General features: G+C 71.1%; 21 protein-coding genes. 14 read left to right on the top strand and 7 right to left on the bottom strand.

Annotated features, from left to right (window positions below; translation table 11 throughout):
• Positions 1 to 20 precede the first annotated feature (20 nt).
• From ACQHII_RS33995 to ACQHII_RS33965, 7 genes are all read left to right on the top strand, one after another.
• Positions 21 to 1,016 (top strand): heme/hemin ABC transporter substrate-binding protein, encoded by a 996-nt coding sequence (locus tag ACQHII_RS33995; RefSeq protein WP_427922865.1) that lies wholly within the window; start codon positions 21 to 23, stop codon positions 1,014 to 1,016.
• On the top strand, positions 1,013 to 2,050 hold the full coding sequence (locus ACQHII_RS33990) for a FecCD family ABC transporter permease (RefSeq protein ID WP_427922864.1): 1,038 nt from the start codon (positions 1,013 to 1,015) through the stop codon (positions 2,048 to 2,050). Before ACQHII_RS33995 ends, ACQHII_RS33990 begins: the two co-directional genes overlap by 4 nt.
• A gap of 337 nt (positions 2,051 to 2,387) precedes the next feature.
• Positions 2,388 to 3,206, top strand: coding sequence for a heme ABC transporter ATP-binding protein (locus ACQHII_RS33985; protein ID WP_427922863.1), 819 nt, complete (start codon positions 2,388 to 2,390; stop codon positions 3,204 to 3,206).
• Positions 3,207 to 3,380: 174 nt separating this feature from the next.
• Positions 3,381 to 4,517: an iron uptake system protein EfeO gene (gene efeO / locus ACQHII_RS33980; protein ID WP_427922862.1), complete on the top strand. Its 1,137-nt coding sequence runs from the start codon at positions 3,381 to 3,383 to the stop codon at positions 4,515 to 4,517.
• 7 nt (positions 4,518 to 4,524) lie between these two features.
• A complete protein-coding gene (gene efeB, locus ACQHII_RS33975; RefSeq protein ID WP_427922861.1) occupies positions 4,525 to 5,805 on the top strand; it encodes an iron uptake transporter deferrochelatase/peroxidase subunit in 1,281 nt (426 codons plus the stop codon).
• Positions 5,806 to 5,808: 3 nt separating this feature from the next.
• Positions 5,809 to 6,681, top strand: a complete 873-nt coding sequence (gene efeU, locus ACQHII_RS33970; RefSeq protein WP_427922860.1) for an iron uptake transporter permease EfeU — start codon at positions 5,809 to 5,811, stop codon at positions 6,679 to 6,681.
• The gene (locus ACQHII_RS33965) at positions 6,641 to 7,630 is read left to right on the top strand and encodes a hypothetical protein (protein WP_427922859.1); all 990 of its coding nucleotides are present in this window, start codon (positions 6,641 to 6,643) and stop codon (positions 7,628 to 7,630) included. The genes efeU and ACQHII_RS33965 overlap by 41 nt, the downstream gene beginning before the upstream one ends.
• Positions 7,631 to 7,666: 36 nt before the next feature.
• On the opposite strand, the gene ACQHII_RS33960 is transcribed toward ACQHII_RS33965, so the two are convergent.
• From ACQHII_RS33960 to ACQHII_RS33945, 4 genes are all read right to left on the bottom strand, one after another.
• Positions 7,667 to 8,407, bottom strand: a complete 741-nt coding sequence (locus tag ACQHII_RS33960) for a bifunctional DNA primase/polymerase (protein ID WP_427922858.1) — start codon at positions 8,405 to 8,407, stop codon at positions 7,667 to 7,669.
• A 221-nt stretch (positions 8,408 to 8,628) separates the two neighbouring features.
• Positions 8,629 to 9,609, bottom strand: coding sequence for a small ribosomal subunit Rsm22 family protein (locus tag ACQHII_RS33955; protein WP_427922857.1), 981 nt, complete (start codon positions 9,607 to 9,609; stop codon positions 8,629 to 8,631).
• 112 nt (positions 9,610 to 9,721) lie between these two features.
• A complete protein-coding gene (locus ACQHII_RS33950; RefSeq protein WP_427922856.1) occupies positions 9,722 to 10,897 on the bottom strand; it encodes a serine hydrolase domain-containing protein in 1,176 nt (391 codons plus the stop codon).
• Entirely contained in the window at positions 10,849 to 12,138 is a 1,290-nt protein-coding gene (locus ACQHII_RS33945; RefSeq protein ID WP_427922855.1) for a multidrug effflux MFS transporter, read from the bottom strand. The genes ACQHII_RS33950 and ACQHII_RS33945 overlap by 49 nt, the downstream gene beginning before the upstream one ends.
• Positions 12,139 to 12,225: 87 nt before the next feature.
• On the opposite strand from ACQHII_RS33945, the gene ACQHII_RS33940 reads away from it, so the two are divergent.
• Both ACQHII_RS33940 and ACQHII_RS33935 read left to right on the top strand, forming a co-directional pair.
• Positions 12,226 to 13,224, top strand: coding sequence for a Gfo/Idh/MocA family protein (locus ACQHII_RS33940; RefSeq protein ID WP_427922854.1), 999 nt, complete (start codon positions 12,226 to 12,228; stop codon positions 13,222 to 13,224).
• Positions 13,225 to 13,247: 23 nt separating this feature from the next.
• Positions 13,248 to 14,006: an SDR family oxidoreductase gene (locus ACQHII_RS33935; RefSeq protein ID WP_427922853.1), complete on the top strand. Its 759-nt coding sequence runs from the start codon at positions 13,248 to 13,250 to the stop codon at positions 14,004 to 14,006.
• A 218-nt stretch (positions 14,007 to 14,224) separates the two neighbouring features.
• Here ACQHII_RS33935 and ACQHII_RS33930 read toward each other — a convergent pair whose 3' ends face one another.
• Entirely contained in the window at positions 14,225 to 15,400 is a 1,176-nt protein-coding gene (locus ACQHII_RS33930; RefSeq protein ID WP_427922852.1) for a D-alanyl-D-alanine carboxypeptidase family protein, read from the bottom strand.
• 275 nt (positions 15,401 to 15,675) lie between these two features.
• On the opposite strand from ACQHII_RS33930, the gene ACQHII_RS33925 reads away from it, so the two are divergent.
• The gene (locus tag ACQHII_RS33925) at positions 15,676 to 17,157 is read left to right on the top strand and encodes an ABC transporter permease (protein WP_427922851.1); all 1,482 of its coding nucleotides are present in this window, start codon (positions 15,676 to 15,678) and stop codon (positions 17,155 to 17,157) included.
• Positions 17,158 to 17,254: 97 nt separating this feature from the next.
• Complete coding sequence (locus tag ACQHII_RS33920; RefSeq protein ID WP_427922850.1) at positions 17,255 to 18,007, top strand: ABC transporter ATP-binding protein; 753 nt, start codon at positions 17,255 to 17,257, stop codon at positions 18,005 to 18,007.
• Positions 18,008 to 18,347: 340 nt separating this feature from the next.
• Here the strand turns inward: ACQHII_RS33920 and ACQHII_RS33915 are convergent, their stop codons facing one another.
• Positions 18,348 to 19,337 (bottom strand): aldo/keto reductase, encoded by a 990-nt coding sequence (locus tag ACQHII_RS33915; RefSeq protein ID WP_427922849.1) that lies wholly within the window; start codon positions 19,335 to 19,337, stop codon positions 18,348 to 18,350.
• Between the two features lie 74 nt (positions 19,338 to 19,411).
• Positions 19,412 to 19,738, bottom strand: a complete 327-nt coding sequence (locus tag ACQHII_RS33910; RefSeq protein ID WP_019067261.1) for a hypothetical protein — start codon at positions 19,736 to 19,738, stop codon at positions 19,412 to 19,414.
• 122 nt (positions 19,739 to 19,860) lie between these two features.
• Here ACQHII_RS33910 and ACQHII_RS33905 point away from each other — a divergent pair, with 122 nt between their 5' ends.
• From ACQHII_RS33905 to ACQHII_RS33895, 3 genes are all read left to right on the top strand, one after another.
• A complete protein-coding gene (locus tag ACQHII_RS33905; RefSeq protein WP_427922848.1) occupies positions 19,861 to 20,433 on the top strand; it encodes a DoxX family membrane protein in 573 nt (190 codons plus the stop codon).
• A 42-nt stretch (positions 20,434 to 20,475) separates the two neighbouring features.
• Complete coding sequence (locus ACQHII_RS33900; RefSeq protein WP_427922847.1) at positions 20,476 to 20,868, top strand: MazG-like family protein; 393 nt, start codon at positions 20,476 to 20,478, stop codon at positions 20,866 to 20,868.
• Positions 20,869 to 20,962: 94 nt separating this feature from the next.
• Positions 20,963 to 22,327 carry a hypothetical protein gene (locus ACQHII_RS33895; RefSeq protein ID WP_427922846.1) on the top strand — a complete coding sequence of 455 codons (1,365 nt, stop codon included), beginning with the start codon at positions 20,963 to 20,965 and terminating at the stop codon, positions 22,325 to 22,327.
• Positions 22,328 to 22,558 lie beyond the last annotated feature (231 nt).

Raw genomic sequence — 22,558 nt, 5'->3', positions numbered from 1 at the left:
CGGGCGGGACCGTGCCACGCTTGCGCACACGACTGGCGGGAGCACTGTTGACCGTGCTCGCGCTCACGCTCACCGGATGCGGGGGCGGCGGCAGTTCCGCGACCACGGCATCGGCTACGGCCTCCGCCGCGGCCAACCGGGTGGAGCCGCTGACCGACACCCCGGAGCCCCGACTCCCGGTCACCGTAAGCTCCGCCGACGGCAAGAAGGTCACCGTGAGCCAGGCGCGGCGGATCGTGCCGCTCTCCGGCAGCCTCAGCGAGATCGTGTTCACGCTCGGGCTCGGCGACCGGGTCGTGGCCCGTGACATCACCGCCACCTTCCAACAGGCCGCGAAACTCCCGCTGGTGACCCGTAACCACGATGTCTCCGCCGAGAGCGTGCTCTCCCTCAAGCCCGATCTCGTGCTCGCCGAGAAGACCACCGGGCCGTCCGAGGCGATGGGCCAGATCCGCGCGGCCGGTGTCCCGGTCCTGGTCGTCGATCCGGCGCAGGGGCTGACAGATGTCGGCCCGCGCATCCAGGCGGTGGCCGACGCGCTCGGTGTTCCGGCCGCGGGCAAGGAGCTGACCAAGCGTTCGGAGGACCGGATCGCCGCCGTGCGCAAGGCGATTCCGGCGCACAAGGAGAAGCCGCGGGTCGCGTTCCTCTATCTGCGCGGGTCGGCCTCCGTGTATCTGATCGGTGGCAAGGGCTCGGGCGCGACCTCGCTCCTGGAGGCGGCCGGGGCGGTCGACGCGGGCGCGGAGTCGGGGCTGGAGCAGGACTTCACCGCGATCACCACGGAGGCGCTGGCGAAGGCCGCGCCGGACGCGATTCTCGTCATGACCAAGGGACTTGAGTCGGTCGGCGGGATCGACGGGCTGGTGAAGATCCCCGGGGTCGCGCAGACCCCGGCCGGGATGGACCGGCGGGTCGTGTCGGTCGAGGACGGGGTGCTGCTCAACTACGGGCCGCGCACGGACCAGGTACTCAGGTCGATCGTGGCGCAGTTGTACGGGGACGGCACCAAGTGAGACGCAAGTACGGCACCGCGTGGCTGCTCACCGCCGGGCTGGTCCTCGCCCTTCTCGTCCTCGTACCGGTGGCTGCGGGACTGGGGGCGTACCCCATCCCGGTCGGTGACGTCCTCTCCTCCGTGCAGCACCGACTGGGGCTCGGCGGGGGCGCGTTGGGGCGGGTACCGGAGTCGGTGTTGTGGAACGTCCGCTTTCCCCGGATCGTGCTCGCGCTGCTCGTCGGGGCCTCACTGGGCTGCGCGGGGGCGTTGATGCAGGGCGTGTTCGGGAATCCGCTCGCCGAGCCGGGGGTCATCGGGGTGTCCTCGGGGGCGGCGGTGGGCGCGGTCGCGGTGATCGCGCTCGGGCTGGACTTCCTCGGCAACTGGACCGTGTCGGTGGTGGCGTTCGTGACGGGGCTCGCGACGGTCCTGCTCGTCTACGCGATGTCGCGCTCGGGCGGCCGTACGGAGGTCGTGACGCTGATCCTGACCGGGATCGCGCTGAACGCGTTCGCGGGGGCGCTGATCGGGCTGTTCCTGTTCTTCGCGGACACGGCGGCCGTGAATCAGATCACCTTCTGGCAGCTCGGGTCGCTCTCCCAGGCGACCTGGCCCAAGGTGCTCGCGGTCCTGCCGTGCGCGGCGGTCGGACTGACCCTGGCGCCGCTGTACGCCGGCCGCCTGGATCTACTGGCCCTCGGTGAACGCCCCGCGCGTCACTTGGGAGTTGACGTGGAACGACTCCGTGTCGTCCTGGTCCTGGTCATCGCGCTGCTCACGGCGGCGGCGGTCAGTGTGTCCGGGATCATCAGTTTCGTGGGTCTGGTCGTACCGCATCTGCTGCGGATGGCGGCGGGGCCGGGGCATCGGTTCCTGATCCCGGCGAGTGCGTTGCTGGGTGCGTTGGTGCTCCTGGGCGCCGACCTGACCGCCCGCACGGTCGCGGCTCCGGCGGAACTCCCGCTGGGCGTCCTGACGGCACTGCTCGGGAGCCCGTTCTTCTTCTGGCTGCTGCGGAGGACGCGACGCAGGCAGGGGGGTTGGGCGTGAACCAGGTCCTACCGAGACTGCCACTGGATGTGCGTCGGGAGGCGCGTTGGGGAGTGCGGGCGGGTGGGGGCCGGTCGCGCCCACGCGGCGGTAGCCGCACATCGGATACAGCCCCGCGCCCCTTCTGCTCCGGCCGTCAGCTCTCGACCGCCAGCCAGTTCATCTCCGCGCGCCAACTCCCTTCCAGCCACCGCCTCTCCCCCGCCCACGACCTCTTCTCCTCCCGCCAACTCCCCTCCTCTCACCGACTCTTCTCCGCCGCAACGGCGCCCAGCCCCCGCGGACCATCCCGGCGGTGCCGAACAGCCCCCATCCCCCACCCGCAAGGAGCCCGCGCATGAGACTCCTCCGTCGCCGCCCCGAACCCCCCGCCCCCGCAGAGCCGGGTGCCGTTCTCGCCGAGGCCGAGGATCTTCATGTCGACCTCGGCCGACGCACCGTCCTGCACGGCGTCTCCGTGGTCGTCCGGGCCGGTGAGGTGCTGGCACTCGTCGGGCCCAACGGGGCCGGCAAGTCGACCCTGTTGGGCGCGCTCGCCGCGGATCTTCCGGCCGCCGCAGGGGTCGTACGGGTTCACGGGCGCCCGGCGGCGGAGTGGTCCGCGGCCGAACTCGCCCTGCGGCGGGCCGTGTTGCCTCAGGCGGCCACGATGTCCTTTCCGTTCGGCGTCGAGGACGTCGTACGGATGGGGCGGGCGCCGCACGCGGCCGACCCCGCCGAGGACGATCTCGCCGTGGCGGAGGCGATGGCGCGGGCGGAGGTCACGGACTTCGCGCTGCGGCCGTTCTCGGCGCTCAGCGGTGGCGAGCGGGCCCGGGTCGCGCTCGCCCGGGTGCTCGCCCAGCGGGCGCCACTCGTGCTGCTGGACGAACCGACGGCCGCGCTCGACCTCCGGCACCAGGAACTGGTGCTGCGGCTGTGCCGCGAAAGGGCGCACGCGGGGGACGCGGTGGTCGTGGTGCTGCACGATCTCGCGCTGGCCGCCGCCTACGCGCACCGGGTCGCGATCCTGCGCGCCGGTCGTGTCGTCGCCGACGGTCCGCCCGGGGAGGTTTTCACCGAGGCGTTGCTCTCGGACGTCTACGACCAGCCGGTTGAGGTGTTTCCGCATCCGCGCACGGGGGCGGCCGTCGTGGCTCCGCGACGGCCTTCTTGACCTTCCATTGACTTTTCCTTGGCATTCATTTTTCGCCATCGAGATCAAGCCGTGTCTGTGATTTTTCTGTGGGCAGTGAATACCGGACCGGGTGGGTATGAGTGAGGTAAGCCTCAGGTAAGTTAGGGCAGCCTCACCACACTGCCTCACCAGACACTCCCGCTTGGAGCCTGCATGCGTGCCGTCCGACTTCCCGTCGTCACCGCTGTCGCCGCCGCGGCCGCACTGACCGCCGTCACGGCGTGCACCGCGAAGAGCGACGCCAAGGACGGTGACGCGATCCAGGTCACCGCGGCCGACTCCAAGTGCACGACCTCGACCAAGTCGATACCGGCCGGCCACGTCACGCTGAAGATCGAGAACACCGGCTCGAAGGCGACCGAGGTCGAGATCCTCTTCCCGGACGACCGGATCGTCTCCGAGAAGGAGAACATCGGGCCGGGGACGAAGTACACGCTCACCGCCGAGGTGAAGGCCGGGTCGTACGAGATCGCCTGCCGGCCCGGGATGAAGGGGCACGGTGTCCGGCAGAAGCTGACCGTCACCGGGGGCAGCGCGGCCAAGCGCGACCCGAAGCTGGACGCCGCCGTCGCCGCCTACCGCGAGTACGCGCAGAACGAGGCCGACGCGACGATCCCGAAGGTCGAGACCTTCGTCAACGCCATCAAGGCCGGCGACCTCACCGCCGCCAAGAACGCCTACGCCCCCTCCCGCGTCGGCTGGGAGAGCACCGAGCCGATCGCCGAGTCGTTCGGGGACATCGATCCGAAGACCGACACCCGCGCCGACGGCCTGGAGAAGGGCCAGAAGTGGACCGGCTGGCACGCGCTGGAGAAGGCGCTGTGGCAGGACAAGAAGATCGGCGCCGAGCAGAAGGCGCTCGCCGACGAGCTGCTCACCGATCTGAAGGACTGGCAGAAGCGGGTCGGCAAGGCGGAGATCACCCCGACCTCCATGGCCAACGGCGCCAAGGAACTCCTCGACGAGGTCGCCACCGGCAAGGTCACCGGCGAGGAGGACCGCTACTCGCACACCGACCTGAGCGACTTCAAGGCCAACGTCGACGGCGCGGAGAAGGCGTACGAGCTGCTGAAGCCGGTCGCGCAGAAGAACGACGCGGCGCTGACCACCGAGCTGGACAAGCAGTTCGCCGCGATCGACACGCTGCTCGACAAGTACCGCTCGACCACGACCTCGGACGGCTTCGTGTCGTACGACAAGGTCACCTCGGACCAGCGCAAGGAGCTGTCGGACGCGGTCAACGCTCTCGCGGAGCCGCTGTCCAAGCTCGCCGCCGCCGTCGTGAAGTAGGCCTGAAATGAGCGAAGTTCAGGAAAACGGTGCTCCGTCCCGTCGTTCGCTGATCGGCTGGGGCGGTGCCGGGCTCGCGCTCGGTGCCGTCGCGGCCGGCGGTGCGGTGGCGATGACCCGGGTCGGCGAGGACGTCGATCCGGCGGGCGCCGACACCGGTGCCGCGGTCGCCTTCCACGGCGCCAACCAGGCGGGCATCGCCACGCCCGTGCAGGACCGGCTGCACTTCGCCGCGTTCGACGTGAAGACCGACGACCGCGCCGAGTTCGTGCAGCTGCTGAAGGACTGGACGGCCGCCGCCCGGCGGATGACCGGCGGGCACGCGGTCGGCGACGGGGCCTACGGCGGGCTCGCCGAGGCGCCGCCGGACGACACCGGTGAGGCGCTGGGGCTGAAACCCTCGCGGCTGACCCTCACCATCGGCTTCGGGCCGTCGTTCTTCGAGAAGTTCGGACTCAAGGACGCCCGCCCCGAGGCTCTCGTCGATCTGCCGCAGTTCCCGGGCGACAACTTCGACAAGTCCCGTACCGGCGGCGACCTTTGTGTGCAGGCGTGTGCGGACGATCCGCAGGTCGCCGTGCACGCGATCCGCAACCTGGCCCGGATCGGCTTCGGCAAGGTCGCCATCCGCTGGTCCCAACTCGGCTTCGGGAAAACGTCGTCGACCACCCCGGGTGCCCAGACCCCGCGCAATCTCATGGGGTTCAAGGACGGCACCCGCAACATCGCGGGCACCGAGACGGACCGGCTGAAGAAGTTCGTGTGGGTCGGCGAGGGGGACGTCGCCAAGAACTCGGCCTGGATGACCGGGGGTTCGTATCTCGTCGCCCGGCGCATCCGGATGAACATCGAGACCTGGGACCGGACCTCTCTCCAGGAGCAGGAGGACGTCTTCGGCCGCGACAAGGGCGAGGGCGCGCCGGTCGGCAAGGCGAAGGAGCACGACGCGCCGTTCCTGAAGGCGATGAAGCCCGACGCGCACGTCCGGCTCGCGCACCCCGACTCCAACGGCGGGGTCACCATCCTGCGCCGGGGCTACTCCTTCACCGACGGCACCGACGGCCTCGGCCGGCTCGACGCGGGCCTGTTCTTCCTGGCCTACCAGCGCGACGTCCGCAAGGGGTTCATCCCGCTCCAGCGCAGGCTGTCGGCGACCGACGCGCTCAACGAGTACATCCAGCACGTGGGTTCGGCGGTCTTCGCCGTCCCGCCGGGCGTCCGTGACAAGGACGACTGGTGGGGCAGCACGCTGTTCGCCAAGGAAGCCAAGAACGCGAAGGAGTCGTAGACCGTGTTCTCCAACTATCTGATCGGTCTGCGCGAGGGACTGGAAGCCAGCCTCGTCGTCTGCATCCTGATCGCCTATCTGGTCAAGACGGAGCGGCGGGACGCGCTGAGGCCGATCTGGATCGGTATCGCCGCCGCGGTGCTCATCGCGATGGGCTTCGGCTGCGCGCTCGAATTCGGCTCCCAGGAGATGACGTTCGAGGCGCAGGAGGCGCTCGGCGGCTCGCTGTCGGTCCTCGCGGTCGGTCTGGTGACGTGGATGGTGTTCTGGATGCGGCGCACCGCCCGGCACCTCAAGTCCGAACTGCACGGCAAGCTGGACGCGGCCCTCGCGATGGGTACCGGCGCGCTGGTCGCGACCGCGTTCCTCGCCGTCGGCCGCGAGGGTCTGGAGACCGCGCTGTTCGTGTGGGCGTCTGTGCACGCGGCGAGCGACGGCACCCCGCGCCCGCTGGTCGGCGTGGGCCTGGGCCTCGCCACCGCCGTGTTCCTGGGCTGGCTGTTCTACCGCGGCGCCCTGAAGATCAACCTCGCCAAGTTCTTCACCTGGACCGGCGCGATGCTGGTCGTGGTCGCGGCGGGCGTGCTGGCGTACGGCTTCCACGACCTCCAAGAGGCCGACTGGATCCCGGGGTTGACGAACGTGGCCTTCGACATCAGCGACACGATCCCGCCGGACAGCTGGTACGGCACCCTCCTGAAGGGCGTCTTCAACTTCCAGCCGGACCCGACTGTGCTGCAGATCACGGTGTGGCTGCTGTACCTGGTCCCCACGCTCACGCTGTTCTTCGTCCCGGTAGGGTTCGCCTCCGGGAAGGGGAAGGTGAAGGCAGCTGATGAGCAGGGACCGAAGCCCTCGGAGGCCTCGAAGGCTTGAGCGGAGCGCCCTCATAGCGGCCTCCTTGACCGCATTGTCCTTGACGGCGAGCGGTTGCGTGGTGGTCCACGGGGAACGCGAGGTCCTCCCGGCCACCACGCGCGCCGAGGCCGCCAAGGCGCTCCAGCAGTTCACCACCGCGTACAACGCGGCGGACAAGGCCTACGACAGTGCCCTGGACGCCGCCCATGTCACCGGCGCGCTCGGTGACATCGACGCGGCGCGACTGAAGGCGGGGCACACCAACTACCCGTCGGGTAACCCGAGTTACTCCCCGCTGGAGCTGACGGACGCGAAGTTCACCATCCCGAAGAAGGCCGGCTGGCCGCGCTGGTTCCTCGCCGACGCCGCCGCGAACAAGGGCGGCAGCGCCCGCTGGCTGCTGGTGTTCACCCGCAACGACCTGTCCGAACCGTGGCAGGTGGCGTATCTGACGCTGCTCGCGCCGACCGCCGTACCGAAGTTCAGGACGGACAAGGACGGCTGGGCCGAGGCCGTGCCCACGAACGCGGCCGAACTCGCCGTCGCGCCCGGTGACTTGAGCAAGAGCTATGCGACGTATCTGAAGAGCGGCGGGACGGACTTCGCGGACGGCACGCACACCAGCGCGTGGCGCGCGGACCGCGAGAAGGCCACCAAGCCCGGTCTGGCCGTCCAGTTCCTCGACGAACCGGTGACGAACGGCGACTACGCGCCGCTGGCACTGCGCACCGCGGACGGCGGGGCGCTGGTGTTCTACACCACCCGCTACTTCCAGAAGGAGACCGCGGCGGCGGGCACCTCGGTGCCGGCCCAGAACAAGGACGTGCAGGCGCTGACGACGGGCTCCGTGCAGCAGACCCTCACCCTCCAACTCGTGTCCAACCAGGTGGCGTTGGACCCGAAGCGGGGCGGCAAGGTGTCGGTGCTGGGCCGGATCGAGGGGCTGACCTCCGCGCAGGGCGGCTGACGGTCAGGCGGTCAGGCGGTCAGGAACTCTTGGCGGTCAACGGCCCAGCGGCCAGGCCGCGTTGGCGTGATGGTCGGGTTCGTGACCGGCGTGGCGGGCGCAGGCGTCCGTGAGGGTTTCCAGGAGGGTCAGCGGGTCGGGCAGCGGATGCTCGGGGCCGCGTACCCAGTGCACGGACTGGTTGTCGCCGGGCAGTTGGGCCGGGGGGACCAGGACGTAGGAACCGCGGCAGTGCCAGCGCAGTCCCGGGTGTTCGTCCATCGTCTCGGGGTGGCAGTCCAGTTCGCACGGCCACCACTCGTCCTCGTCCTCGGGGGTGCCGCGGGTGAGGGTGAAGAAGAGCAGCCGTCCGTCGTCGCTCGCGGCGACCGGGCCGACCTCGACACCGGCGGCGAGCAGCCGCTCCAGTGCCTCGCGGCCGGCCTCCAGGGGGACGTCCAGGACGTCGTTGACCATGCCGGTCGCGGTGATGAAGTTGGCCTGCGGCTGGTGGCGGGCCCAGCGCTCGATCTGCGCGCGGTCGGTCGTGGACTGCGTCTGCCAGGCGAACGACACCGGGTGCCGGGCCGGTGTGGGGCAGCCCACACGGTCGCACGAACACCGGTAGCCCGGGGCGGGGTGCGCGGCGGGCGCGAGCGGCAGTCCCGCTCCGGCGGCGGCGAGCAGCAGCGCCTCGCGCTCACTGCCGTCGGCGGCCTCGTCCTGCGGGCGGCGTCCGCGCAGCCACGAGGAGAGTCTGCCCTGCCGACCGGTCCGGCCACCGAACGTCGCGCTCATCTATCTCCTCGCCTCGCTGTTGTCGCCCTGCTGTTCTTGTCCTGTTGTTGTACGGAGAACCTCCCCCATCGTCGCACCATCCTGCGCCCGGGGAGGCGGTACCCCACATGCGGGGTAGGTGGGACGAGACACACCGAGAGCCGGATCACCGCCTATCGCACGATTTGCCGGGATTTACGACCTTCAGGCCTACGACGCCATGGCGATACGGCGATACGGCGCTACGACGGCCAGGGGTCGCCCCAGCTCGCGTCCCGGGCCACCTTGTACAGGTCGCCGTGGCGCTTGGTGACCGTCGTGCGGCGCAGCTGCTCGTCGCTCTCGCAGAGGTCGAGGAGTACCTGCCCCTTGCGGATCTGCGGGCGCCGTACGACCCGGGCGGGGGCGGGTTCGACGGGCAGGCGGGTGGCGGCGACGTAGCTGAACTTCTCGTCCTCGTACGGCAGGGAGCCGCCCTTCACCTGCCGGTGCAGGGAGGAGCGGCTGACCCTGGTCGAGAAGTGGCACCAGTCCTCGCCGGGGACGATCGGGCAGGCGGCGCTGTGCGGGCAGGGGGCGGCGATGTGGAACCCGGCGCCGATCAGCCGGTCCCGGGCCTCGATGACGCGGGCGTAGCCGTCCGGGGTGCCGGCCTCGACGATCACGACGGCCTGGGCGGCGGACGCGGCGGCGTCGACGAGGGCGGCGCGGTCGGGCACGGTGAGTTCGTTGAGGACGTAGGAGACGGTGACGAGGTCGGTGGGGTCGAGGGTGAGCGCGGAGCCGATCCGAGCGCGCCGCCAACTGGCGTTGCGCAGGCCGGGGTTGGCGGCGGCGAGCTCTCTCCCGAGGGCGAGTGCGGGCTCGGCCCAGTCGAGTACGGTCACCGGGCGGTCGCCGGACCAGGTGGCGGTGACGGCCCAGGTCGCGGCGCCGGTACCGCCGCCGACATCCACGTGCCCCTGCGGAGCCCAGCCGGGCACGGCGTCGGCGAACGCGTCCAGCGCGGAGCGTACGGCCTCGAAAGTCGCCGGCATCCGATACGCGGCGTAGGCGACCACATCCGCACGGTCCCGGAGAATCGGGGCGTCGGTCGGGGTGGCCCCGCGGTACTTGCCGATGAGCCGCTCCACGGCACCGGCGGCCTGCCTGGGCGGAAGCCCACCGAGCAGCGCGGCGAGAGCGGTACGGAGGGTTTCGGCCGGGGCCACGGGGTCGTTCACCCGCCGATTCTAAGTGGCCCCGGGTCCGTGCCGCCGCCCCTGGGGGCTCCGCCCCCAGACCCCCGGCACCTATGCCCACCCACCACCCGACTCGGATGTTGAAAGGTTCGGCTCAAAAACCCCGTACCGCCCGCGCCACCCTCGTCCCCGCCGCCGCCCTCGGCCCGCTGTCCGCCCCCCGTCTCCGTGGATGCACCGTATTCGCCAGCAGCACCAGAAACGTGTCCGTCGCCGGATCCAGCACCAGCGACGTCCCCGTGAAGCCCGTGTGGCCCACCGCTCCCCGCCCCGCCAACTCCCCCATGAACCAGGCCTGGTCGACGGCGAAGCCGAGCCCCGGCGGGGTCAGCATCAGCTCCACGAAGTCCGCGCCCAGGATGCGGGCGGGGCCGTAGGAGCCCCCGGCCAGGAGCGTGCGGCAGAAGACCGCCAGGTCGCGGCCGGTCGAGAAGAGGCCGGCGTGGCCCGCCACGCCCCCCAGTGCCCAGGCGTTCTCGTCGTGGACCACGCCCCGCAGCATTCCGCGGTCCGCCTTGGCCCAGGGGCGGCGCTGGTCCTCGGTGGCCGCGGCGCCGGGGCAGGGGCCGAAGTCGGTGGCGGTCATGCCGAGGGGGCGGGTGATGCCGTCGTGGACGAGGACGTCGAGGGTGCGGCCGCTGACGCGTTCCAGGACGAACTGGAGCAGGAGGAGGTTCAGGTCCGAGTACAGATACTCGCCGGGCTCCCGCACCGGCGCCTCCGCCCGCAGCATCGCCAGCCGTTCCGCGTCGTCCGCGCAGTCGTACAGCGGGAGTTCGGGGCGCAGGCCGGACGTGTGGGTGAGGAGCTGGCGGACGGTGATGTCGTGGCGGGCGGCGGCGCGGAAGTCCGGGAGGTAGGCGCCGACGCGGGCGTCGATGCCGAGGGTGCCGCGCTCGATCTGCTGCATGGCGGCGACCGATGTGAACAGCTTGGTGAGAGAGGCGAGGTCGAAGGGGGTGTCGACCGTTGCCGGGACGCGGGAGGCCGGCGGAAGCTCGACGCCCCGGTCCGTCTCGGGGTCGTAGGCCGCATACCGTACGGCCCAGCCCGCCGCCTCCTCCACGGCGATCACCGGGCCGCGGCCGGCGACCACGACGGTGCCCGCCGCCCAGGGGCGGTCGCCGGTGGTGAGGTCGTGGACCTCCCGGACGAGGTGCCGGAGTTCCCCGGGGTCGAGGCCCGCTCGTTCCGGTGTGTCGCTGCGCAGTCTCGGGGCGCTCAGCTGCCCACTCCCTCCGGAGTCGTACGGGTGTTCCAGGGACGGCACATTCCCACGAAGCAGGCCACCGCCACCAGTGCGGCCGCCAGTTGGACGACGGCCATCGGGACGGCGGTGTGTTCGCCCGCTATGCCGACGAGGGGGGAGGCGACCGCGCCGATGAGGAAGGACGAGGTGCCCAGCAGGGCGGAGGCCGATCCCGCGGAGTGCTTGGTGCGCATGAGGGCGAGGGTCTGGGCGTTGGGGAGGGTCACGCCCATCGCGGACATGAGGACGAAGAGGGCCGTGGCCACCGGGGCCAGGCCCACCTCGCCGAACGCACCCGTCGCCATCAGGAGCAGGGCTGTCGCCGCGGCTACCACCACCGCCAGGCCCGCGCCCAGCACCTTGTCCATGGAGACCCGGCCGACCAGCAGCTTGCCGTTGATCTGCCCGACCGCGACCAGCCCGACCGAGTTGACGCCGAACAGCAGGCTGAAGGTCTGCGGGGAGGCGCCGTAGATCTCCTGGACGACGAAGGGGGACGCGGAGATGTAGGCGAACAGGGCGGCGAAGGCGAAGCCGCCGGTGAGCATGTAGCCGGTGAAGGGGAGGTCGGCGAGGAGGCGGCGCATGGAGCGCAGGGCCTCGCCGGTGCCGCCGACGTGCCGGTCGGCGGGTGCGAGGGTCTCGGGGAGGCGGGTCCAGACGAGGACCGCGAGGGCCGCACCGACGAAGGTCAGGATGACGAACACGCCCCGCCAGTCCGTCACCCGGAGGATCTGGCCGCCGACGAGCGGCGCGACGATGGGGGCGACCCCGGAGACCAGCATGAGGGTGGAGAAGAAGCGGGCCATCGCGACGCCGTCGTAGAGGTCGCGGACGACGGCCCTCGCGATCACTATTCCGGCCGCGCCCGCCAGGCCCTGGAGGAGGCGGAAGGTGACCAGGGACTCGACGTTCGGCGCGACCGCGCACAGGGCGGTCGCGACGACGTAGACGGCGAGGCCGGTCAGCAGCGGGCGTCTGCGGCCCCAGCGGTCGCTCATCGGGCCGACCACCAGCTGCCCGAGCGCCATGCCGGCGAGGCACGCGGTGAGGGTGAGCTGGACGGTCGCGGCGGGCGCGTGCAGGGAGCGGGTGACCTCCGGGAGGGCGGGGAGGTACATGTCCATCGACAGCGGGGGTGTCGCGGTGAGGCCGCCGAGGACGAGGATCACGAGGAGGCCCGCTCGGCGGGTCGCCCTGAGCGACGACGGCGGTACGGCGGACTGCTGCGCGGCCGGTGCCTGCGCCTCCTGCTCGGGCATGTGCCCCTCCCTCCCTGGCCGGTCCGCCACCTATGCTCTCAGCTCGTACAGGGTGCCGAGGTACTGGTGAGCGAGGGTGGGGCCGCGATGACGGAAGAGAACGTGCGCTGGGGAGTCCTGGCGACCGGCGGGATCGCCGCCGCGTTCACGGCGGCGCTGGTGGATCTGCCGGACGCCGAGGTGGTCGCGGTGGCCTCGCGGACGGAGGAGTCGGCGAAGGCGTTCGCGGACCGGTTCGGGATCGAGCGGGCCTACGGCGACTGGGCCGCGCTGGCGCAGGACGGGGACATCGATGTCGTCTACGTCGCCACCCCGCACTCGGCGCACCGCGCGGCGGCCGGTCTCTGTCTGGAGGCCGGGCGGAACGTGCTCGTCGAGAAGGCCTTCACCCTCAACTCCCGTGAGGCGAACGAACTCGTCGCCCTGGCGGCCGACCGCGGCAGCTTCCTCATGGAGGCCATGTGGATGTACTGCAATCCGCTGGTACGGCGGCTGAAGGCGCTCGTCGACGACGGCGCGATCGGTGAAGTGCGCACCGTCCAGGCCGACTTCGGGCTCGCGGGACCGTTTCCGCCCTCGCACCGGCTGCGGGACCCGGCGCAGGGCGGGGGCGCGCTGCTGGACCTCGGGGTGTACCCGGTGTCGTTCGCGCACCTGCTGCTCGGTGAGCCCGCCGATGTGAAGGCTTCGGCCGTGCTCTCCCCCGAGGGTGCCGACCTCCAGACCGCCGCCCTGTTCTCCTGGGACAGCGGCGCGCTGGCCGCGCTGCACTGCTCCATCGTCGGCGGTACGGGGACCTCGGCGTCGGTGACCGGTTCGCTGGGCCGGATCGACATCCCGGACGGCTTCTTCCACCCGGAGCGGTTCGTGCTGCACCGGGACGGCCGTGACCCCGAGGAGTTCGTCCTCGACCCGGCGGACGGGCCGCGCAACACGCTGCGGCACGAGGCGGCCGAGGTGATGCGGGCGCTGCGGGCCGGGGAGACCGAGTCGCCGCTGGTGCCGCTGGAGGGCACGCTCGCGGTGATGCGCACGCTGGACGCGGTGCGGGAGCGGATCGGGGTGCGGTACCCGCAGGAGGGCTGAGTCCGGCTCGTAGGCTGCGGTGCATGAACGCTGAGCAATCGAGGATCGCCGTGGTGACCGGCGCGGGCTCCGGGATCGGCCGCGCGGTCGCCGTGGAACTGCTGGGCGCGGGCTGGTCGGTGGCGCTGGCCGGGCGCCGGACCGGGACGCTGGAGGAGACTGCCGCGCTGGTGCCCGAGGGTGCCTCCCTCGCCGTGGCGACCGATGTGGCGCGGCCGGAGGACGTGGCCGGGCTGTTCGCGGCGACCGTGGAGCGGTTCGGGCGGGTGGACCTGCTGTTCAACAACGCGGGGACCTTCGGGCCCGGCGGGGTGCCGGTGGAGGAGCTGCCGTACGACGCGTGGCGGCATGTGGTGGACACCAACCTCAACGGGGCGTTCCTGTGCGCGCAGGCCGCGTTCCGGCAGATGAAGGAGCAGGCGCCGCAGGGCGGGCGGATCATCAACAACGGGTCGATCTCCGCGCACACGCCCCGGCCGCACTCGGTGGCCTACACGGCGACCAAGCACGCGCTGACGGGGCTCACCAAATCGCTGTCGCTGGACGGGCGGCCGTACTCGATCGCGGTCGGACAGATCGACATCGGGAACGCGGCGACGGACATGACGCGGCGGATGGAGACCGGGGCGTTGCAGGCCAACGGGGTGGTAGCCCCGGAACCGGTGATGGACGTCGCGGATGTGGCGCGCACGGTGCGGCACATGGCGGAGCTGCCGCTGGCGGCGAATGTGCAGTTCGCGACGGTATTGGCGACCGCGATGCCGTATGTGGGCCGCGGCTGAGGCAAGTTGCACAAACGGAATTTGACCGTCCGCACCATTGCGCCCGGTTACTGACTTATGCTCAACTCTTCTCCACCAAAGCTTCACAGTTGGAGCACGGAGCTTCCGCAGGCCAACCCGAGGGGGGAGGCGGCAGCCGTTCCACTGCCCGGGTGGGGGTGGACCTCGCGTGGGACCGCGGGGTTTCGCACCGGGCGGTGGAACGGCTGTCGCACAGTTCAACTCCCGTCGTCCTCCCGGGACTTCGCCGCCGCTACGGCCGCCCGCCGCCGGCGCAGCGCGAACGCGCCGCCCGCGAGCAGGACCACCGTCCCGGCCGCGCCCTCCAGCAGCCGCCACGGTGACGTGCCGTCCTCCGCCGAGGCCGCAGCGCCCGTGGCCCCCGGAGCACCCTTGGTGCCCCCCGACGGCGTCGGGCTCGCGCTCGCCCCGCCCTCGCTCAGCGGGTCGACCAGCGTGCCCACCGCCTTGGCCGAACTCCCTTTGCCGAAGCCCCAGTCGAGCAGCGCCTCGGTCTCCTTGTAGACCTCGTTGCCGCCGTTGGCCGGGTGCATCACGGTGACCAGCAGGGTGCGGCCGTCGCGGGTGGCGGCGCCCGTGAAGGTGTTCCCGGCGTGGCTGGTGTAACCGTTCTTGACGCCGATCATGCCCGTGTACGGGCGCAGTCCGTAGGCGCCGGTGAGCAGGCGGTCGGTGTTCTGGATCTGGAAGGTCTTCTTGCCGCCGGCCGGGAAGTTCGCGGTCCTGGTGGCGCAGTAGGCGCCGAAGTCGTCGTCGTGCAGGCCGTGCCGGGCGAAGAGCGTGAGGTCGTACGCCGACGAGACCTGCCCGGGGTGGTCGAAGCCGTCCGGGCTCACCACATGGGTGTCCAGGGCCTGGAGGTCCTTCGCCTTGGCCTGCATCTCGGCGACGGTCTTGGCGATCCCGCCGTTCATGTGGGACAGCACATGCACGGCGTCGTTGCCGGAGCGAAGGAACACGCCCTGCCACAACTGGTGGACGGTGTAGGTGATGCCGGGCTTGACGCCGACCAGGCTGGAGCCGGAGGGGACGTCGGCGAGGTCGGCGTCGGTGACCCGGTAGGTCCGGGTCCGCTCGAACTTCCCCAGCACGGTGTCGGCGAACAGCATCTTCAGCGTGGACGCGGGCGCGAGACGCTGGTGCGCGCGGTACGAGGCGAGCACCTCGCCGGTCTTGTGGTCGGCGACGAGCCAGGAACGGGCGGTGAGCTTCTTGGGCAGACCGGTGGCACCACTCGTCTGGATCCCGTCGCGGGCCAGACGCTCACCGCCTATCGCTGTCGCCGCGGACGCGGGAGCGGCCGCCGCCACGGGAAGGGCGGCGGCGGTCAGACCGAGGGCGGCACGCCGGGTGAGCCGAGAGGAATCGCGCATCCGGGGACCGTACAAAATCGGAGGCGGGCGGTGCACGGCGGGGGTGGCGAAAAGAAGCCGCCGCGAACGCGCGGCACCCCACACCAACACGCCATTGAACTGCGGTTTCCTGGCAGGAAGCCGTCCGCAGCTTAGGAATGAGCTGTCTGACACAATTCTGATTTCGGGCGTCTTTTTCTCAGGCCAGACACATCCTTTACTCAGGTCGACTCAAAGGTTTCTCCATAGCTTGTGGCCGCGCCCACAGCGGGCGCCAAGAACCTTTGGGGAATGGGATGTTTGGCATCTATCTCAAGCGCGAGCTGAGCCGGCGCAAGAAGGCGGCCCTGGTCATCGCCATGGGTCTGGCGCTCGGTATCGCGCTGGTCATCACCGTCAACTCGGTGTCGGCCGGCATGAATCAGGCTCAGGACAAGGTCCTCAAGTCTCTTTACGGTCTCGGAACTGACATGACCGTGACCAAGGCGCAGTCGGCCCCCAAGGCCGGCAGCTCGCAGGGTCCCAGCTTCAAGTTCGGCGCCACCTCCTCCAGCAGCAGCTCGCAGAGCTCGGACCGGGTGAACACGCAGGGCGGCCAGGCCCTCGCGTCCTCCCTTGTCACCAAGGTCGGCTCGCAGAAGGGCGTGTCCGCGGCGGTCGGCGCGCTCACGCTGAACGTCACCAAGGTCGACGGCTCCTTCACCCAGGGCAAGGCGAAGTCCTCCACCACGTCCGGTTCCTCCTCCGGTTCGCAGCAGGGCGGCCCCGGCGGCGGTGGCGGAACCAGCAGCACCGGCGCGCCCCAAGTGCAGGGCGGCGGCGCCAACTTCAACGTGAACTCGTACTCGGTCGCCGGCATCGACGTCACCAACCAGACGCTCGGCCCGCTGTCCACGTCAAAGATCACCACCGGCAAGACGTTCACGACCGCGCAGACCAACGCGAAGGTCGCCGTCGTCAGCAAGTCGTACGCCAAGTCGAAGAAGTACAAGGTCGGTTCGACCTTCAAGATCTCCGGCACCAAGTTCACGGTCATCGGCATCGCGACGCCCAACAGCAGCGAGTCCACGATCGACGTGTACCTGCCGCTGAAGCAGGCGCAGACGCTGGGCGACTCGAAGAACAAGGTCACCACGATCTACGTCAAGGCGACCGACTCCAAGCAGATCTCGGCCGTCAAGTCGACGATCCAGAAGAACATCTCGGGTACGACGGTCACCACCTCCGCCGATCTCGCCTCCACCGTGTCCGGCTCGCTGTCCACCGCCTCCAACCTGGCGACCAGCGTCGGCAAGTGGCTGTCCATCGCGGTCCTGATCGCCGCGTTCCTGGTGGCCGCGCTGCTCACCTCCTCCGCCGTGTCCCGCCGGGTGCGTGAGTTCGGCACCCTGAAGGCGCTCGGCTGGCCGAGCCGCAAGGTCACCCGGCAGGTCGTCGGCGAGTCCATGGTCAACGGCCTGATCGGCGGCGGTCTCGGTATCGCGCTGGGCCTCGCGGCGGCCTACACGGTCACCGCGATCAGCCCCAAGCTGACGGCGCAGCTCGGCAGCACCGGCGGCGGTGGCGGCCAGGGCGGCCCCGGCGGCGGTCAGGGCGGCGGCCCCGGCCAGCAGGCCACCCAGAACACCCTGGAGATCGCCCTCAACGCGCCGGTCTCGCTGACCACCATCGCCCTCGCGGTGGGCCTGGCCGTCACCGGCGGTCTGATCGCCGGCGCGATGGGCGGCTGGCGCGCCTCCCGGATGCGCCCGGCGGACGCCCTGCGCAGCGTCTCCTAGCCGCTGCCGCCCCCTGATCCGGGGCGCCGCCTCCACTCCCCCCGGGAGGCGGCGCCCCAACTCCCTTCTTCTTCACGGACGTATCGACGGAGATCCCATGTACAAGCTCACCGGCGTCACCAAGCGCTACACGCGGGGCAAGGAAACGGTCGAGGCGCTGCGCGGCGTCGACCTGACGATCGAGGACGGCGACCAGCTCGTCATCCAGGGCCCCACCGGCGGCGGCAAGTCGACGCTGCTCCAGATGATCGGCGGCCTGGACCGCCCCACCGAGGGCAGTGTCGAACTCGACGACGTCAACCTCGCCACCATCAGCGAGGCCAAGCTGACCCGGCTGCGGGCCGAGAAGATCGGCATCATCTTCCAGTCCTTCAACCTCATCCCGACGCTCACCGCGCAGGAGAACGTCGAGACGGCCCTGGTCCCGCTCGGCGTCAAGCCGGCGGAACGCCGCGAGCGGGCCGCGGAGGCCCTCACCTCGGTGGGCCTCGGCGACCGTCTCAAGCACGCCCCGTCCGAGCTCTCCGGCGGCCAGCAGCAGCGCGTGGCGATCGCCCGCGCGCTGGTCAAGAAGCCGAAGGTGCTGCTCGCCGACGAGCCCACCGGCAACCTCGACGAGGGCACCCGCGACGACATCATGGGCCTGCTCGAAGGCCTCTGGCACGAGTACGGGCTGACCTTCATCATGGTCACCCACGACTCGTCGATCGCCCGCCGCGCGCCGCGCCTGGCCACCATCAAGGCCGGCCAGATCACGCTGACCGAACAGGGCCGCGGCACCGGCCAGTTCGCCCCCCAGCGGAGCGACTCCGGCCAGCAGTTCGCGCAGTACGGCAACCAGGGCTACTGAGCCCACCCGTGGACCTCTGGTCCCGCGGTCCCCAAGGGGCCGTTCACCTCCCGAGCACCCGGTCGACCTCGACCAACTGCCCGGCGGTGAGCGGTCCTTCGGCGATCACCCTCGCGATCGTGTACGGCCGAGGCCGGCCGCCTGGCGGCGAGCCGTTCTTCCGCCGCCGCGCCCACAGTGCCCCACGGCAAGAGCCGACCGCCCACGATCGCCATCCCGTTGAGCCGCTTACCGCCCCAGCACCCGGTCGACCCCGACCAACTGCCCGGCGGTGAGCGGTCCTTCGGCGATCACCCGGCGTTCTCGTACGGCCGAGGCCGACGGACCGGCGGTGAGCCGCTCACCGCCCCAGCACCCGGTCGATCTCCGCCAACTGCTCCGCGGTGAGCGGCCCCTTCGTGATCGCGCCCGCGTTCTGCTCGGCCTGCGCCACCGAGCGGAAGCCCGGGATCGGGACGGTGCGGGGGCTGCGGGCCCACAGCCAGGCGAGGGCGCCCTGGGCGGAGGTGCGGCCCTCGGAGGTGAGGATCTCGCGCAGGGCGTCGACCCGGGCGACCCAGTCCTCGTCCGCCCCGGCGCCCTGCCTGAAGCCCTGCATCCAGGCGGGCGGGGTATTGCGGATGTCGCCGGCCTCCAGGGTCCGCCCGGCGGCCTGCTTGCCGGTGAGCAGGCCCATGGCGAGCGGGCTGCGATTGATGGACGCGAGCCCCAACTCCTCGCACAGCGCGAACATTTCGGGTGCGTCCTGGAACACGTTCGCCGCGTGCTGCACGGCCGCGCAGTGCTCCCCCTCGGCGAAGACGGCGGCGCGCGCGGGGTCGTCGGTGCTCCAGGCGTAGGCCCGGATCAGCCCCTCGCTCACGAACTCCTCACACTGGTCGCGGAGTTGGGCGGCGCGCCCCAAGTCGGCGTCGGAGAGGTGGAGTTGATAGAGGTCGACGTGGTCGGTGCCCAGCCGCTCCAACGACGCTGTGAGCGCGCGGCGGGCGTACTCCGGGGAGTCGTCGGAGCCGGTGAGGGTGCGGGTGTCCTCGTCGAAGACGTTGCCCCACTTGGTGGCGAGGACCACGTCGTCCCGGCGCTTGCCGAGCGCCCGGCCGAGGACGCGTTCGCTGTGCCCGGCGCCGTAGGTGTCGGCTGTGTCGAAGAAGGTGACCCCCAGGTCCAGGGCGCGCCGGACCGCCCGTACGGACTCCTCGTCGTCGACCCTGCCCCAGCCCAGCGGCTGCCCGCTCGTGTCCTGCCACTCGCCGCCGATGGCCCAGCAGCCGAAGCCGAGAGCGCTCACGTCGATACCGGTGCGTCCCAGGGTCCTGATGTTCGTCTCCATGCCTGCGGACACTAGGAGTTGGAGTGCACACCAAGGCAAGGGTTTTTACATCGGGGCGGCGCCTTCTACGTCGGTCAGGCCTGCCCGGTCTCGAAGCGGGCGATCCTGCCGTCCTCGCCGACCGTGAAGCTCCACCGGGTGCGCATCTCGCCCCACGCGTCGTTGGAGTAGCGGGCGACGAGGGCCCGGCCGCCGTTCGACTCGCGGTCGACCTCCATGTGGCCGTGGGAGGAGAAGATCTCCCGGTCGATCCACTCGTCGAGGTCGCGGTCCGAGCCGTCGTCGGCCATCGTCGCGCCGGGCGCGAGCAGCGCCAGGAAGGCGTCGCGGTCATGGGCGTTGACGGCGCTGACGAAGGCCCGGACGGCCGGATCGCTGAGTTTGGCTGGCTGAATCGTCATGCGGGCCAGACTCACACCGTTCCCCGGGGCCCGCCACCCGAACGGCGGTCCCCGCAGGCCCGCCGCAGGTCGCAGGTGCGACGGTGGAGCGACCGTCCGCGCCGTCCGCCCGGGGAGCCATCGTGACCTGTTACGACCGACAAGATCTGGGCCTGCTGCTGCTCCGGCTGGGTACCGGCGGGGTGCTGGCCGCGCACGGCTCGCAGAAGCTGTTCGGCTGGTTCGGCGGGGGCGGGATCGAGGGCACCGGCGCGGCCATGGAGGCGATGGGCTACTCCCCCGGCAGACAGAGCGCCACGATGGCGGGCCTCGCGGAGGCGGGCGGCGGCGCGCTGCTCGCGCTCGGGCTGGCGACCCCGGCGGCGGGCGCGGCGGCGGCCGGTGCGATGGCCGGCGCCGCCGCGGTCAGCGCGCCCAACGGCTTCTTCGCGGCGGCCGGCGGCTACGAGTACGCGGCCTCCCTCGCCCTGACCGCGGCCGGCCTCGCGGTCACGGGCCCGGGCCGTATCTCCCTGGACCACGCGCTCGGCCACGCGGTGAACCGGAACTGGATGGTCCCGGTGGCGCTCGCGGTGACCGGGGCGGCGACGGCCGTGGTGGTCGGTATGCGCAACCGGCGCGTGCGGGAGTCGGCGTCGGCGGAGTTCGGGCAGAAGACGCTGTTCGACGAGGCGGAGGCCCTCTTCGGCAGGTAGGGCGCGGTCCGACGAGCCGGGCCGTGCTGGCAGGCTGGGTCCATGAGCGATCAGAAGGACCAGCCCACCGAGCTCTGGACCGGTATCGAGGACCTCTGGACCTGGGTGGACACGAACCGTCCCCTCGACGGCCGGGAGGGGCTCCTCCTGCGCATCCTGAAGCTGTCCGAGGAGGTGGGCGAGGTCTCCGAGGCGGTCATCGGGGTGACCGGCCAGAACCCGCGCAAGGGCGTCACCCACACCTGGGACGACGTCCAGGCCGAACTGTGCGACGTCGTGATCACCGCGCTGATCGCGCTGCGCACCCTGACCCCCGACACGCAGGAGGTCTTCACCCGTCACCTGGCCCGGGTCGTGGAACGCTCCCTCGGCCCGTCCGCCGTTGTTCACCCTCAGGACCGGCCCGCGCCGCGCCAAGTTGGTGAGATCCACTGAGCCTTCTCGTCGACACCGAGCCGACGAAGGGGTCCCAGTGCAGGACTACGCATCTTCCAACGGAGTTTTCTCCAGCGGGCGCAGGACGGTCGCCGTGGCGGGCAGCTGCCTCGCCCTCGCGGCCCTGAGCCTGACCCTGGGCCCGAACAGCCAGGCGCACGCGGCGAGTTACGGCACACCGACCATCTCCCTCTCGGCCACCTACCTGTCGGGCGCGGTCGGCGCGGTCGGCGATCCGACGGTCCAGGTGACGGTCGCCCAGAGCGGCGCGGACGCCGGCGCGTTGACGGTCGCGGCGAGCAAGAGCAGCAAGACGTCCGTGGCGCCGACGAGCGCGGTGACCGTCACCGGCACCGGCGCCACCCGTCAACTCGCCGTCGCGGCGGCCGCGCAGGGCTACACCGACCTGACCGTGAAGGTCACCGGCCTCGGCGGCAAGACGGCCACCAAGACTTTGCACTACGCGGCCTCAGCTGCGGTCCAACAGCCCGCCGACAGCCGCTACTTGACCGGCTCCAGCGACGCCTCCGCCGCGGTCGACGTGGGCGGCGGCTACATCGTCGTAGCGGATGACGAGTCCAACGTCCTGCGCCTGTACGACCGTTCGGCGTCCGGCGCTCCGCTGAAGACCTGGGACTTCAGCGACGGCATCGGCGTCGACAAGGAGATCGACATCGAGGGCGCGGCCCGCGTCGGCGACACGATCTACTGGACGGGCTCGCTCGGCAACAACAAGGACGGCGAGTACAAGGCGGCCCGCAACACGGTCTTCACCACCAAGGTGACCGGCACCGGCGCCAACACCGCGCTCTCCTACGGCAGTTCGTACGGCAAGCTGCGCGACGACCTGGTGGCCTGGGACAAGGCGAACGGCAACAGGTACGGCTTCGCCGCAGGCACCGCGGACGGCGAGATCCCCAAGGAGATCGACGGATTCAATGTGGAGGGCCTGGAGTTCGCGCCCGGCTCGACGACCACGGCGTACATCGGCTTCCGCGCGCCGCTGGCCCCTGCGGTCGCGGGCGGCAAGGCGCTCCTGGTCCCCGTCACCAACATCGACAAGGTGGTCGCGAACGGCACGGCGGCTACCTTCGGCACACCGGTCGAGCTGGACCTCGGTGGTCTCTCCGTGCGCGACATCCGCAAGAACGCGGCGAACCAGTACCTGATCGTCGCCGGTTCCTGGGCCGCCGACGACAACTCCGACCCGTACGCCCTCTACTCCTGGACCGGCAACGCGGCCGACAAGCCGGTCAAGCTGCGCGACCTGCCGACCACGGACCCGGGCGCCTGGGAGGCGGTCGTGGACGTCCCCGACCTCTCGGCATCGGGCGCCCGCGCCCAACTGATCACCGACGACGGCTCGGCCGACCTCTACGCCGACGGCACCGAGGCGAAGGACCTCACCCACCCGGAGTGGCAGAAGTCCCGCTCGACCTGGTTCACGGTCACGGGCTGACGGGCGAAGCCTTCGAACGCCGTGCGCCCGGTCGGAAGGCCGGGCGTGCGACGGCTTACGGAGGACAACTCACGATCACCAGCTGACGCGCGGCGGCTTACGGGCGCCCAGAACCGGCCGGTGCCGGGCGCCCGACCCGAAGCCGGGTGCGGGAACACGCGCACGGTCAGAAGTGACGGGTACCGCACGCCCGGCCCAAGGCGGCAGGCCGCGTGCCCGGGACGGGTGCCG

Source organism: Streptomyces sp. cg40 (assembly GCF_050320165.1).
Classification (GTDB): domain Bacteria; phylum Actinomycetota; class Actinomycetes; order Streptomycetales; family Streptomycetaceae; genus Streptomyces; species Streptomyces hokutonensis.
The sequence above is the reverse complement of the archived record's forward strand: the minus strand, read 5'-3'. Positions and strand labels throughout refer to the sequence as shown.